Origin of the sequence: Streptomyces hiroshimensis (genome assembly GCF_014650335.1) — a bacterium.
Taxonomy (GTDB): domain Bacteria; phylum Actinomycetota; class Actinomycetes; order Streptomycetales; family Streptomycetaceae; genus Streptomyces; species Streptomyces hiroshimensis.
In genome coordinates, this window is sequence record NZ_BMUT01000009.1 from 233506 (window position 1) to 246677 (window position 13172).

At 72.6% G+C, this 13172-nt stretch carries 16 protein-coding genes; 3 read left to right on the top strand and 13 right to left on the bottom strand.

Annotation, left to right across the window (positions count from 1 at the left end; genetic code table 11):
* Window positions 1-481: 481 nt before the first annotated feature.
* Window positions 482-1306, top strand: coding sequence for a TetR/AcrR family transcriptional regulator (locus IE241_RS21405; protein WP_229899581.1), 825 nt, complete (start codon window positions 482-484; stop codon window positions 1304-1306).
* Window positions 1307-1503: 197 nt separating this feature from the next.
* Here the strand turns inward: IE241_RS21405 and IE241_RS21410 are convergent, their stop codons facing one another.
* Window positions 1504-3075, bottom strand: coding sequence for an MDR family MFS transporter (locus IE241_RS21410; protein WP_506004937.1), 1572 nt, complete (start codon window positions 3073-3075; stop codon window positions 1504-1506).
* 166 nt (window positions 3076-3241) lie between these two features.
* Window positions 3242-3706, bottom strand: a complete 465-nt coding sequence (locus IE241_RS21415; RefSeq protein WP_190023406.1) for a MarR family winged helix-turn-helix transcriptional regulator — start codon at window positions 3704-3706, stop codon at window positions 3242-3244.
* 213 nt (window positions 3707-3919) lie between these two features.
* On the opposite strand from IE241_RS21415, the gene IE241_RS21420 reads away from it, so the two are divergent.
* On the top strand, window positions 3920-4138 hold the full coding sequence (locus tag IE241_RS21420) for a hypothetical protein (RefSeq protein WP_190023407.1): 219 nt from the start codon (window positions 3920-3922) through the stop codon (window positions 4136-4138).
* Between the two features lie 28 nt (window positions 4139-4166).
* Here IE241_RS21420 and IE241_RS34260 read toward each other — a convergent pair whose 3' ends face one another.
* From IE241_RS34260 to IE241_RS21445, 5 genes are all read right to left on the bottom strand, one after another.
* Window positions 4167-4403 (bottom strand): hypothetical protein, encoded by a 237-nt coding sequence (locus IE241_RS34260; protein WP_229899583.1) that lies wholly within the window; start codon window positions 4401-4403, stop codon window positions 4167-4169.
* Window positions 4404-5118: 715 nt separating this feature from the next.
* On the bottom strand, window positions 5119-5952 hold the full coding sequence (locus IE241_RS21430; RefSeq protein WP_190023409.1) for an RNA polymerase sigma factor SigF: 834 nt from the start codon (window positions 5950-5952) through the stop codon (window positions 5119-5121).
* Window positions 5953-6140: 188 nt separating this feature from the next.
* The gene (locus tag IE241_RS21435; protein WP_229899585.1) at window positions 6141-7157 is read right to left on the bottom strand and encodes an RNA polymerase sigma factor SigF; all 1017 of its coding nucleotides are present in this window, start codon (window positions 7155-7157) and stop codon (window positions 6141-6143) included.
* A 150-nt stretch (window positions 7158-7307) separates the two neighbouring features.
* Window positions 7308-7601 carry a Dabb family protein gene (locus tag IE241_RS21440; RefSeq protein WP_190023410.1) on the bottom strand — a complete coding sequence of 98 codons (294 nt, stop codon included), beginning with the start codon at window positions 7599-7601 and terminating at the stop codon, window positions 7308-7310.
* 61 nt (window positions 7602-7662) lie between these two features.
* Window positions 7663-7827, bottom strand: a complete 165-nt coding sequence (locus IE241_RS21445; RefSeq protein ID WP_190023411.1) for a hypothetical protein — start codon at window positions 7825-7827, stop codon at window positions 7663-7665.
* 600 nt (window positions 7828-8427) lie between these two features.
* On the opposite strand from IE241_RS21445, the gene IE241_RS21450 reads away from it, so the two are divergent.
* A complete protein-coding gene (locus IE241_RS21450) occupies window positions 8428-8820 on the top strand; it encodes an STAS domain-containing protein (protein WP_190023412.1) in 393 nt (130 codons plus the stop codon).
* 113 nt (window positions 8821-8933) lie between these two features.
* Here IE241_RS21450 and IE241_RS21455 read toward each other — a convergent pair whose 3' ends face one another.
* The 6 genes from IE241_RS21455 to IE241_RS21480 all read right to left on the bottom strand — a co-directional run bounded on the left by IE241_RS21455 (window position 8934) and on the right by IE241_RS21480 (window position 13135).
* The gene (locus IE241_RS21455; RefSeq protein WP_190023413.1) at window positions 8934-9710 is read right to left on the bottom strand and encodes an alpha/beta hydrolase; all 777 of its coding nucleotides are present in this window, start codon (window positions 9708-9710) and stop codon (window positions 8934-8936) included.
* A 65-nt stretch (window positions 9711-9775) separates the two neighbouring features.
* The gene (locus tag IE241_RS21460; protein ID WP_190023414.1) at window positions 9776-10267 is read right to left on the bottom strand and encodes a hypothetical protein; all 492 of its coding nucleotides are present in this window, start codon (window positions 10265-10267) and stop codon (window positions 9776-9778) included.
* Between the two features lie 109 nt (window positions 10268-10376).
* Complete coding sequence (locus IE241_RS21465) at window positions 10377-10886, bottom strand: lasso peptide biosynthesis protein (protein ID WP_190023415.1); 510 nt, start codon at window positions 10884-10886, stop codon at window positions 10377-10379.
* Complete coding sequence (locus tag IE241_RS21470) at window positions 10853-11191, bottom strand: PqqD family protein (protein ID WP_190023416.1); 339 nt, start codon at window positions 11189-11191, stop codon at window positions 10853-10855. The genes IE241_RS21465 and IE241_RS21470 overlap by 34 nt, the downstream gene beginning before the upstream one ends.
* On the bottom strand, window positions 11182-12993 hold the full coding sequence (locus IE241_RS21475) for an asparagine synthase-related protein (protein WP_190023417.1): 1812 nt from the start codon (window positions 12991-12993) through the stop codon (window positions 11182-11184). Before IE241_RS21475 ends, IE241_RS21470 begins: the two co-directional genes overlap by 10 nt.
* Window positions 12965-13135, bottom strand: coding sequence for a hypothetical protein (locus IE241_RS21480; RefSeq protein ID WP_190023418.1), 171 nt, complete (start codon window positions 13133-13135; stop codon window positions 12965-12967). The genes IE241_RS21475 and IE241_RS21480 overlap by 29 nt, the downstream gene beginning before the upstream one ends.
* Between the last annotated feature and the right edge of the window lie 37 nt (window positions 13136-13172).

The following is a 13172-nucleotide window of genomic DNA, read 5'->3' on the forward strand; positions in this document are numbered from 1 at the left end:
GGGTAGCGGGGCGCGGCCCTCGCGGGGGTGGGGCCGGGCCTTTGAATCCGCCGCGGTGGTGCTTGGCCACCGCGGTGGGTTTCGGCGGTGCCGTTCCGGCCTGAGGTGGGTCCGGCACCGCCGGGCTGGTGGGGTGTGGTTGCTCGCCGCCGCGGCGAGGCGATGGGCCCGGCCCATCGGGCCCGGGGGCGCGGCCGGGTCCTGGAATCCGCCGCGGTGGTGCTTGGCCACCGCGGTGGGTTTCGGCGGTGCCGTTCCGGCCTGAGGTGGGTCCGGCACCGCCGGGCTGGTGGGGTGTGGTTGCTCGCCGTCGCGGCGGGGTGATGGGCGAGGCCCGTCGGGCCCCTTGGGGTGGGTCGGCGCCGCCGGCCGGGTGGGCGGGTCCTGCTCGCCGTCGCGGCGGGGGCGACGGGGCCGTCGGAGTTGTACCGGAATCGGGGGGCCTCGTGGGGCAGGGCCTAGCATTCGGGGTGGACGGGACATGAGACAGGGAGGCGGCACGGACATGGCGGGCGGCGGTAAGGGCGCGGCGAGCGGCCCGCGGACCAGTGTGTGGATGGCCGGGAAGCCCGCCCCCGCCCCACGGCGCGTGGACGACCAGGGCACGGGCCTCGACCGGCAGCGCATCGTCGCCGCCACGATCCGCCTGCTCGACGCCGAGGGCATCGAGAAGTTCTCCATGCGGCGCCTCGCCGCCGAGCTGGGCGTGACCGCGATGTCGGTCTACTGGTACGTCGACAACAAGGACGACCTCCTCGAGTACGTCCTCGACGAGATCTGGGCCGAGGTGGCCCTCCCGGACCTGTCGGACGAGGGCGCCGACTGGCGCGCCCAGCTCCGCAGCCTCGCCGAGGCCTACCGCAGGTGCCTCGCCGGCCACCCGTGGGCCCCCCGCCTCCTCGGCCGTTACCTCAACCTCGGCCCCCGCTCGATGGCGTTCTCCAACGCCACCCTCGCCGTGATGAACCGCTCCGGCGTCCCCCAGGACCGCCTGACCGGCGCGCTCGCCGCCCTCTTCCACTTCGTCTACGGCTTCTGCACGATCGAGGGCCTGTACAAGGAGCGTTGCCGCGACGCGGGCGTCGACGAGGAGGAGTACTTCCTCAACGTCATGAAGGTGGTGTCCGCCGGCTCCGACTGGGCGGCGACCTATCCGGCGGCCGCCGAGGTCACCGAAAGCTGGACCGAGGCGGGCAGCATCCAGGAGATGCGCGAGCGCGACTTCAGCGTCGCCCTCGACACGGCGATCGCCGGCATCGAGGCCATGCGCAACCACCCCGGAAACCCGGGAACGACCGCTCCGTAGGCGGCTGACCCGCCCCGTAGACGACCGCCCCGTAGACGACTGAAGGCCCCGGCCGGTGGCGCGCAGGCCGTCCCCTGCCTGTGCGCGCGCCACCACCCGGGGCCCGTCACCGGGTCCCCTCATGCCGTTCAGGTCCCGGTTTCCGTCCGCCGGGGGCGCGTCTCCGCTCGATTCCGCGCCCCGGCCGACGGGGTCTGTCAGCCGCCCTGCCGGGCGGGTTCGGCGTCCTGTCCCACGGGGGACGCGGCGGCAGCCGCCTGCGCACCCGACCGCCCCTGCAGGGCGACCTCCTTGATGAACAGGGTCAGGACGAAGGCCAGCAGCGCGCACGGCGCGGCGTAGAGGAACACGTCGCCCACCCCGTGCCCGTAGGCGCTCTCGACGACCGTCCGCAGCGGCGCGGGCATCGCATCCAGCTTGGGGATGCCGCCGCCGGAGCCGCCGCCCTTGGCCGCGGCCGCCGCGGCCTGCGGGCCGAGCGCGGCGATGCCGTCCTTGACGTAGTCCGTGACCCGGTGCCCGAGCACCGCGCCGAGCGCCGAGACGCCCACCGCGCCGCCGAGGGAGCGGAAGAAGGTGACGACGGAGCTGGCGGCGCCGAGGTCCTTGGGGGCGACCTGGTTCTGCGTGCAGAGCACCAGGTTCTGCATCATCATGCCCATGCCGAGGCCGATGAGGGCCATGTAGACGGCCAGGTGCCAGTACGGCGTGTCGTAGCGCATCGTGCCGAGCAGCCCGAGGCCCGCGGTGAGCAGCACGCCACCGCTGACCAGCCACGCCTTCCAGCGGCCGGTCTTGGTGATGATCTGCCCGGAGATCGTCGACGACAGGAACAGGCCGCCGATCATCGGGATCGTCATCACGCCGGACATCGTCGGCGACTTGCCGCGCGCCAGCTGGAAGTACTGCGAGAAGAAGACCGTGCCGCTGAACATCGCGACACCGACGAAGAGGCTCGCCGCCGACGAGAGGGTGATCGTCTTGTTGCGGAACAGCCGCAGCGGAATGATCGGCTCGGACGCCTTGGACTCGACGAAGACGAAGATCGCACCGAGCGCGATCGAGCCGCCGACCATGGCGTACGTCTGCCACGAGATCCAGTCGTAGTTCTTGCCCGCCAGCGTCACCCACACCAGCAGCAGCGTCACCGAGGCGCTGATGAAGAACGCGCCCAGCCAGTCGACCTTCACGTCCCGCTTCACCACGGGCAGCTTCAGCGTCTTCTGCAGCACGATCAGCGCGATCACGGCGAACGGCACACCGACGTAGAAGCACCAGCGCCAGCCGAGCCAGTCGGTGTCGGTGATGACGCCGCCGAGCAGCGGGCCGCCGACCGTCGCGACGGCGAAGGTCGCACCGAGGTAGCCGCTGTAACGGCCGCGCTCGCGCGGGGAGATCATCGCCGCCATGATGATCTGCGCCAGGGCGGACAGACCGCCGACGCCGATGCCCTGCACGGCCCGGCAGGCGATGAGCATGCCGGTGTTCTGCGAGAGGCCGGCCACGACCGAGCCCGCGACGTAGACGATCAGGGCTATCTGGACCAGCAGCTTCTTGCTGAAGAGGTCGGAGAGCTTGCCCCACAGCGGGGTGGACGCGGTCATCGCCAGGAGCGAGGCCGTGACGACCCAGGTGTAGGAGGACTGGCTGCCGTGCAGATCGGAGATGATCTCGGGCAGTGCGTTGGAGACGATCGTCGAGGACAGGATGGCGACGAACATGCCGAGCAGCAGCCCGGACAGCGCCTCCATGATCTGCCGGTGAGTCATGGGGGTGCCGGCGTCCTGGCCGCCGTGCTTGGCGTGGCCGCCCCCCACACCGGCCGGTGCGGTCGAAGCCATTGAGTTCCTTTGCGGTGCGAGTGTGTGTGCTGTGGCTGCTGTGAAAGCTGTCTGAGCTGGGTGCGCTGTGCGTGCGGTGGCGGCGGGGGTCCGGCTACGTCTGCGGCTGCAGCTGCGGGGCCGTACGGGTGCGGCAGCCGTCGAAGCTGTCGCGGAACCGCCCCAGCAGTTCGATCAGCCGGCCGACGTCCTCCGAGGACCAGTCCTGCAGGCAGGTCGCGAGCGCCTGGGTGTAGCGCCCGGAGACCTGCTGGAGCAGGGCTTCGCCGTCGGGGCTGATGCGCAGCAGCCGGGACCGCCGGTCCGCGGGGTCCGGGTGCCGTTCGAGCCAGCCCCGGGCCTCCGCGTACGCGACGTGGCGGCTGGTCACCGACATGTCGATCAGCAGGAGTTCGGCGAGCCGGCCCATGCGCATCTCGCCGGACTGCCGCAGCACCGTCAGCACCACGGCCGCAGCCGGCGAGCAGTCCGCCGGGAGCACGCGAGCGAGGTCGCGCCGGACGGCGGCGACGGCGCTGAGCTGCCGGGCGAGCTCTGCGTACTGCTCCTGCTCGGCCATGCGCCGCCCTCCCCACTTTCAGTTGCTTAGGGCAACGATGTAACCAGAATTTGGTTGCTGCAGGCAAGCGAAAAGAGGTTTCCCTGGGTAAAGGTAGCGCCAAGGAACCACAGGTCCCCGTAAAACCGCAGGTAGGGCGCGAAGCGGACGGAGTGCCTCGGCAAGGCGGGGCGCTGCGCACCGCCCCTCCCTCCTTCGCTAAGGTCCTGGCCCATGGCCAACCCCCATCAGCAGAACCCCGAGGGCTACGACCCGGCGGGCAGCACCCAGATGTTCCGTGCCTTCGTCGACGAGGGCCAGGGCGGCCCCGCGGGCAGGCGGGCCGCGGCGCCGGCCCCCGCCCGGTCGTCCGGTCCGCGCGTCGGCCTGATCGCCGGAGTGATCGCGGCCGTCGTGGTCGTCGCGGCCGTGGTGTGGCTCGCGCTGGGCTGATGCCCGGGAGCCGGCCTCCGGGCCGGCGCTAGCCCCACTCCACCTTTACGTCGCGCGTCTCGACGTGCATGCCCCACGGCACGCGCCAGGCATCGACGCACACCGTCCACGTCCCCTCGACCGCCGCGCCCGCCCCGATCGGCACCGGGAGCGGCTGCGACGAGGTGAGCGTGGCCCAGTCGATGCCGAGCAGGTCGATCACGTGCGTGCCGAAGGCGACGGTGCCCGTGGTGACGGGGCTGCCACCGGAGTTGGTGAGCGGCACGGTGACCTTCTCGCACCAGCGCCGGTCCTCGTCGTCCGCGGACCGCTGCGACTCACCGACGGTGAGCCGGGCCGGCTCGGGCGTGTGTGAGGGCTGCCCGGGGCGTGAGGGCGGCGAGCCCGGTGAGGCCGGCGAGGGGCGCGGTGGCTTCGCCGGGGCCGCGGGGCCCGCCGTGCGCGGGGGACTTCCGGTGCCCGTACCGGAATCCGCGCCGCGTCCGGAGCCGGTGCCCTGCGGGCTGCCGCTTCTGCCGGACGGCGACGGCGGCGACGGCGGTGACTGCGGTGATTGTCGCGACTGCGGTGAAGAAGAGGTCGGCGGCCTGGGAGAACCTGGTGCCGGAGAGCCCGGTGAACGGCCCGGGGAGCGGCCGGAAGGCGGCGCTGCGGGCAAGGAGTGGAACTCGACGCCCTTGTCGGGCGGAACGGCTCCGCCCACCGGGTGGGAGGACGAGCCGGGGCCTGCCGCCTCGGAGGCGACGTAGGCGTCGCGGTCGGTGCCGCCGCAACCTGTGAGAACGGCTCCCAGGGCGAGTGCGGCCGCCGCGGCTGAGGCGGATGCGGAGACGATCGTCTTCCGGCGCATCGGCCCAGTGTGGCTGACGGTTAGTCAGGAGTACAGAGTCGGGCGGTACGGACGGTGCAGGTCCGGCGATCCCCCGTGCGATTCGCCGTGTGGTGGATGGTCCCCCGTGAGATCCCCCGTGACGGTGCGCCTAGTCCGCGATGAGGCCTTCGCGGAGCTGTGACAGCGTCCTGGTCAGGAGCCGGGATACGTGCATCTGGGAGATGCCGACCTCCTCGCCGATCTGTGACTGCGTCATATTGGCGAAGAAGCGCAGCATGATGATCTGCCGTTCCCTCGGGGGCAGTTTGGCCAGGAGGGGCTTGAGGGACTCGCGGTACTCGACGCCCTCCAGCGCGCTGTCCTCATAGCCGAGCCGGTCCGCCAGGGAGCCCTCGCCGCCGTCGTCCTCCGGGGAGGGGGAGTCGAGGGAGCTCGCGGTATAGGCATTGCCGACGGCCAGGCCGTCGACGACATCGTCCTCCGAGACGCCCAGGCACAGGGCCAGTTCGGGCACGGTGGGCGAGCGGTCGAGCTTCTGTGCGAGCTCGTCGCTGGCCTTGGTGAGGGCGAGGCGCAGCTCCTGCAGCCGGCGCGGCACGCGCACCGACCAACTCGTATCCCGGAAGAACCGCTTGATCTCGCCCACGACCGTCGGCATCGCGAAGGTGGGGAACTCCACGCCCCGTTCGCAGTCGAAGCGGTCGATCGCCTTGATCAGGCCGATCGTGCCGACCTGGACGATGTCCTCCATGGGCTCGTTGCGGCTGCGGAAACGGGCGGCCGCGTAGCGCACGAGGGGGAGGTTGAGCTCGATCAAGGTGTCGCGGACGTAGGCGCGCTCCGCGCTGTCCCGCTCAAGGGCGGCCAGTCGCATGAAGAGGGAGCGGGAGAGGGTGCGGGTGTCGATGGATTCGCAGTCGTCGAGCACGGCGTGCGGTGCGTCGGTGGCGAGCACCTTCGCGCTGCCCAGGTCTACGGACATGCCACCCCCTTGAGGTCGCGGACGGGTCACAGCGTGCCCCTCGCACGAGGGGTTCGGCCCCCACCTGAATACCGGAGGCCGCGCCGTGGCAAACGCAGTTCCTGCAGAATGTCACATGTCGGCAACACGCTGTAGCGTCAAGTCGACATATCTGCTGCCTCGTATGAGGAGGGGGTCACTCGTGAGGGTTAGGCCTCGATCCGATTTGCGGAACGCAGCCGGGCGAAGCTGCGCGAGAGCAGCCGCGATACGTGCATCTGGGAGACGCCCAGCTCCGCGCTGATCTGGGACTGCGTCAGATTGCTGTAATAGCGCAGCAGCAGAATGCGCTGCTCGCGCTCCGGCAGTTGCACGAGCAGGTGGCGCACGAGGTCACGGTGTTCGACCCCGGCGAGTGCCGGGTCCTCGTAGCCGAGCCGGTCCAGCAGGCCGGGCAGGCCGTCGCCCTCCTGGGCCGCCTCCAGGGAGGTCGCGTGGTACGAGCGGCCGGCCTCGATGCAGGCCAGCACCTCGTCCTCGGGGATCCGCAGCCGCTCGGCGATCTCGGCGGTGGTGGGCGTGCGGCCGTGCAGCACGGTGAGGTCCTCGCTGGCGCCGTTGACCTGCACCCACAGCTCGTGCAGTCGGCGCGGGACGTGCACGGTGCGCACGTTGTCGCGGAAGTAGCGCTTGATCTCGCCGACCACGGTCGGCATCGCGAAGGTCGGGAACTGCACCCCGCGGTCCGGGTCGAACCGGTCGATGGCGTTGATCAGGCCGATCGTGCCGACCTGGATCACGTCCTCCATGGGTTCGTTGCGGCTGCGGAAGCGGGCGGCGGCGTAGCGGACGAGGGGGAGGTTCGCCTCGATGAGTGCGGCCCGCACGCGGGCGTGCTCGGGGGTGCCGGGCTCCAGGGTGACGAATTCCTTGAAGAGCACCTGGGTGAGGGCCCTGGCGTCGGCGCCGCGGCTCCTGGGGTGGCCGGGGTCGGCCTCGGGGTCGGCGTCGGTGTCGGTGTCGGCGCCGGTACCGGTGTCCGTGGCGGTGTCCGTGGCGGTGTCCGTGGCGGTGTCCGTGTCCGTGTCGGCGGTCGCGTCGGCGTCGCGGCCGGGGCTCCCGGCGCCGTCGGGGCGGTCGGAGGGGTCGAGGGCGCCCGCGGGCGGCTGGTCGCGCTGAGCAGGGGCTTCGTGGAGGGGGGCTTCGGGGACGGTTCGGGCCGACACGGTTCTGCCACCCTTCATGGTCAACTCATCCGGCAAAAGCGGTCATAGCATCACAAGACATGTGCACTGTGTGCAAGAACCCCATAACATCGTGTTGACCATAAAAACGGCCCCTCGCCATGGTGGCGAGGGGCCGTGCGCAGCGGGCGCTCAGAAGGGGTAGTCGGCGATCACCCAAGTGGCGAATTCACGCCACTGCGCGACACCCGCCTGATGCGCGGGGTGGTCCAGGTAGCGCTGGAGTGCCTCGGCGTCGTCGACGGCGGAGTTGATGGCGAAGTCATAGGCGATCGGCCGGTCCGAGATGTTCCAGGCGCACTCCCAGAAGCGCAGCTCCGGGATGGCGCCGCCGAGCTTCTCGAACGCCTGTACACCGGCGACGACGCGCGGGTCGTCGCGCCGGACGCCCTCGTTGAGCTTGAACAGGACGAGGTGACGAATCACGGCACTGCCTCCACGCCGGGGCGGACCGGACCGCTCCGGCCCCTCGGCTCGGCGCGGCCCGTCAGCTGATCAGTTGGGTCATAAACTCGCCGACGCTCTTGGCGGCGTCCGAGATGCCCTCGAACCCTATCTGGACGAGCTCCGCCGACCGCTTGGGGGAGTGGATGATCGTGTACGCCACGAAAATGCCGAGCGCCCACAGCGTGATCTTCTTCGCCTTCTCCACGGCGCACTCCCTCCCCCGGTGATCCCCGTGATCCCCTGCTCCGGTGGCGGAGTCTAACCGTACGTTTGCCCGAATGCCGGGAACGTGCCCGGTCGCTTGCGCCGCACTCACGTCACACTCCACGCCGCACTCGCACCACACTCACGCCACCTTTAAGGACCAAAGGCCTGCCAAGCCGGGTCCTTCGCCGTACGGAGGCCCCTGCGCCGGGGCGGAGGATGGGGGGAGCCCGTACCGGATCTGGCAGGAATCCGGAGGGCCAGGGACATGGCCTCACTGCGGGGTCAGGGCCGCGAGCTTCCCCCCCGACCGCGGCCCGGACTTGGAGGCCGTGACCCCGCCGGGGGAAGCGGCTGTCCCCCCGATGCCGCTTCCCCCGACCTGCTTTCCGGAGCCCCGGCCCCGGACCCGTCTCGCGCCCGGGTCCGGCGCCGGGGCCTCGTGCGTTCCGCGCCCGCGCGCACTCCGGCGCGGGCGAATCCGGAGGCGCGATCACAGCTTTGCGACAAAGGTGAGATTCACGTACTGCGGGGGCACCAGAAAGGTATCCGGCAGCCGGCGGACGGCCGGTGCCGGAGGGTGCGGGGCCGAGGGAGGTCGGTGAGGGGCGACATGGGCGCGGACGAGCCCGCCTTCGCCATGCGGGAGCGTGTGGCGTGCGGCGCGATCATCATTGAACTGCACGGCGAGATGGACATCTTGGCGGAACAGGAACTCGGGCCGCGCATGGATGCGCTGACCGAACGGGGCCGCGCCGACATCGTGATCGACCTCCGCCGGGTGACGTTTCTGGACGCGAGCGGGCTCCGGCTGCTGCTCAGAGCCCGGCACCGCATGCTCTGCCGCGGCGGGCGGCTGCGGGTGGTGCGGGGTGTGCCGCGCGTGTCGCGGGTGATGCGGGTGGCCGGGGTGGAGGGCGCCTTCACCATCGTGGACGCCTTCCCGTCCGTACGGGCGGAGGAGCCGGGTCCGCAGGACGGCAGCGTCGCCTGAGCGGTGGCGTGGTGGCGTGGTGGCGCGGGCCGGGGCGTGCCCGGCGCGCGCCCTGCCGCCCCGCGCTGCCCCGTGCTGGCCCGCGCTGTCCCGCCCCCGGCTCCTCGGTCCGTTCAGTCCGTGATCCCTGCTGCCTCCACCAGCGCCCGCGCCGTGATCCGGCCGCCTTCCACGGCGTGTTCGGCCGTGCTCGGGCGGAGGCGGCCCAGCGCCGGGTCGAACTCGCTCATGATCACCCCGGCGTGGTCCGTCCGCGGCTCCTCCAGCCGCACCGGGTGCCCGTGCCCCTGGAGCGCTGCGGCGAACTCCCACGAGAAGCGGACGTCCACCTGGTCGTCCGCCGAGCCGTGCACGAGCCGCACCGGCACGGGCGAGGTCGTAGCTGTAGCCGTGGCCGGGGTCGTGGCCGGGAGGTCTGCGGCGTCCGCGAGATCCTTCAGGGGGACGGAGCCGGTCGTGCGGGCCGGCACGTCGTACCGGCCGGCGATGCCCACGACCGCGGCCGGCCGCCAGCCGCCGAACAGATCGGGCCGCAGCGCGGTGGCCACCGCCGCCCCCGCGCCGGCCGACCACCCGGCGACCACGATCCGGCCGGGGTCGCCGCCGTACTCCGCCGCCCGCTCCCGTACGAACGACAGGGAGTCCAACAGATGTGCCATGCCGCGGTCGGGGGCGTCGGAACGCCAGTCCGCGGCGAAGACCACGACTCCCCGGGCTGCCGCCGCCTCCGCGACCGGCCGCATGATCTCCCGCTCGTCCGGTCCCGTGCCGTGCCAGAGCAGGACGGCGGGCGCGGGCGCGGGCCCGGCGCCGGGCGGCGCATAGACGTCCACGGCCTTGCCGGTCGCGGTGTGGGCGAGGGTCCGTGTCACGCCGGTCTCCGTGGTCATGCTGCTGCGCTCCTGCTGTCGTCCGTCGGTCTGGCCTCTTGCGTCACTCTTCCGCCACGCCTCCGTCACTCCTTCACCGGGGCCACGGAACTGTTCACCCGTGCCGCGGCATTGGCGGCGTCGTCGACGGTGACGACGAAGTGCTTCCCGGACGTCAGCTCCAGCCACAGGGCGTCGCCCGCGCGCAGCGAGACCGCGGTCTGCCCCGGCATCCAGCGGTACCCCCAGCCGCCGAGCTCGCCCGGCCGGCTCTGCTTCGCCCACGCGTGGCGTATGCGGGACAGCGGTATCCGGCGCCGCACGAGGGGGAGGAGGACGGAGTGGACCGTCACCCCGCGGGCCGTGACCGTGACCCGGACGGCGCCCGTGATCAGCAGGGCGGCCGAAGCCACCAGCAGGACGGGGAAGACGGACCATGCGTCGTCCACCAGGAGGGCGACCGCCAGGAACCCCACCCCGGACGCCGCCCCCAGCCCCAGCATCCAGCCCGCCACGACCGTACGGCTCCAGGCCGCCGCCTCCGCCCCCGGGCCGCCGCCCTGCACGCTGCTGCTCATTGCCGCTCCCCCCGACTCGTCAAGCACTGCAAGCACTGCAAGCACCGCAAGCGCCGCGCTTTGTTCGTATCACGCTAGAACAACTGGTCGTTTGCGGCAAGAGCCTTCGCTACGGGACGCGTTGCAGCACCGTGTAGCCGAGCCGGACGTCGGGGTTGTCGGTCAGGACCGTGCCGTGGAGCTCGGCCCACGAGTGGAACGCCTGCGCCGGTGAGGGCGTGGCGCGGCCGCGGGCCACCGTCATCCGCGCGGGCAGCCCGAGTGCGCACAGATACGTGGTCAGGGCCAACGACCTCGGCAGGCACGGACCGTTGGGCAGCATCGCCCGGAGCACCAGCTGCGCGCCGAGGATCTCCCGGCGGGCCAGCCGCACCGCCGTGCCCGGCGCCAGGCCGGAGAGCGCGGCCGAGCCCCGGGCGGGCCGGGTGCGGCACAGATACGGGTACGCCCCGCGCCAGCCGCGCCGCCGGTACAGCCACAGCGCCCGCGCCGTGCGGGCGAGGGCGACCGCCCGCAGGCGGAGCGGGACGGCGGGCGGCGGCGGGCCCTCCCGGGGGCCGTCCAGGAAGAACTCCCAGTCCGCGATCACCGGTCCGCCCTCCGGCGGTGCGCCCTCCACGAGTACGTCCTCCTCAGGCGCCACCCGCGCGGCGCGCGCGCCGTCTCCTCCGGCAGCAGGGCCCGCTCGCCCAGCCGGTCGGCGAGGCCGGCCAGCCCGGCGGCCAGCGTGGCGTCGTCCGCGTCGAAGTCCTCGCGCAGCCGGGCGACCGCCGCGGAGACGGAGTCGCACGCCAGGGCGGTGCGCAGCATGTAGGTGGCCGTGGAGTTGAGGGACAGGCAGACACCCCGGCGGGTGTCGAGGATGAGGCCGGCGTCGTCGGTGTCGTCGAAGACGGCGTGGTCGGCCAGGCCGATCAGAGGCATCGGGTGAACCCCCTCCGGTTCGCGGGCGTGCGCCGCGCGTCGCTGCGCAGGAACAGCTCGGTCATGGCGGTGCTGAGCAGGGCGTCCGCGTTGAGGCGCAGCCGCGCCGGCTCGGCCAGGACGTCCGCGAGCCGCAGGGGGTCGACGATGCCCAGGCGGACGAGGTGCGCCTCCGGAGCGCCGATGAGGGCGGCGAGGACGTGGCGGTGGCCGAGGACGTAGTCCTTGTGCGGGGAGCCGGGCCACAGCCGGCCGTGCCGCCGCCAGACGGCCGCGGGGAACCGGCTGGAGAGCATCAGCCGCAGCACGGGCTTGGTGATCAGCCGCCCCTGGTGCGGCAGGAGCCGGTAGGCGTCCGGCATACGGGCGGAGAGCCGCCGCAGGTCCTTTCCGCCCAGGGGGTTGCACAGCTGGATGCCGCGGGGCCGCCAGAGGGTCAGGTTCGCGCAGTGCTCCTGCGGTGCGTAACCGGGGTAACCGGGGTGGCTGGGGTGGCTGGGGTATTCGGGGTGACCGGGAGAACCGGGTCCGGGCGCGCCGGTGGTTCCTTTGGTTCCTTCCGGGTCGCCGGGGAAGGGCGTGAGGAAGTCCGCGGCCCGCGCACCCCCGCGCCCGGGCGCGCCGTCGTCGAGCAGCGAGGAGCCGGGCGAGGCGCTGCGCAGGATGCGGGGGAGCTCCCAGCGGGAGGTGAGCAGCCCCCGGCACAGGACGGCCTTCTCCCGCGCGGTCAGGTCGCCGGTGAGCACGCCGTGCAGGCCGTAGCGCGACGGGCCGAAGATCCTGCCGCCCTCGCGGCCCCAGGCGAGGAAGGTGATCCCGTCCCGGGCGACGCGCTCGGCGGTCTGTTCCAGCCACCGGTAGGCGGTGTGGTCGGCCGTGTGGCTGTACGGGTGGGGGAACTCCCACCGCTCGTCCAGGTATCCGGCGCCGTCGTCCGTCACGACCGGAACGAACGGCACCCCCAGGTGGTCGCAGACCGCCCGGGCGTATCCGGACTCGTCCGCGAGGGGGTCCCGGGTGGCCCGGTGGTAGGCGACCACGTCGGCTCCGGCCGCCACCAGGGCCGCGAGCACGGCCGCGGAGTCCAGGCCGCCGCTGAGCAGGATGCCGGTCCGGCCGCGGCCGGCGTAGGGCCGTACGGACTCCACCAGGAGGTCCCAGGCGGTCGCGGCGTACTCCGCCATCGTGGTGCGCGCGGGCAGCTCCAGCGGGGTCACCGGATCGTAGGCGGCCGTGGTCGGCGCACCGTGCTCGACGGTGACGATCCGGCCGGGCGGGACGGGGGTGATGCCGGGGTAGACGAAGACGGACTCGCCGCGGCAGGAGCGCCGGACGGCCTCCGGGTCGAACTCCCCGGGGCCGTCGAGCAGATCGGTCGGGTCGGTGGAGAACCGCAGCAGGTCCTTGGAGCAGCGGTAGTGCAGGCCTTCCTCTCCGGCGGCGCTGCGGAAGAGGAACACCCTGTGGTCGGCGACCAGTGCACCGGCCAGCTCGCCGGGCAGGCGGGCGAGTTCCGCGTGGCGGCCCTCCTTGAGGGCGTGGACGAGCCGCGCGACCCACGCGGGCGTGACCGGGCCGTGGACGACACCGGTCAGCAGGAGTCTCTCCCGCTCGGAGGGGAACGGGACCCGGGCCGTCCCCGGCGCCGCCCACTGCACGAGGTGGCGTCCGGGGTCCGACCAGGCGGGGCGCTGCCCGAAGGGGGCGGTCACGTACGAGATGCGGGGGGTGCTGCCGCCGCCGAACGGGACGCGTCCGTAGCAGCCCAGGTAGTCACCGACGGGAACGGGGACGGGCTCCATGGCTTCCCTTCCGGCCTTCCGAGTCGTGGGCGGTCAGTTGTTCGACCGTGCCGAGCTCGTCGATGCGCGGTTCCACGTAGGGGCGTTTGGCCGCGGGCGGTTCGTCCGGCAGCGGCCGGCCGGTGACGTGCGTGCTCTCCATTGCGGGCCCCCTCTTTCCGCGTCTGTCCGCGTCTTTC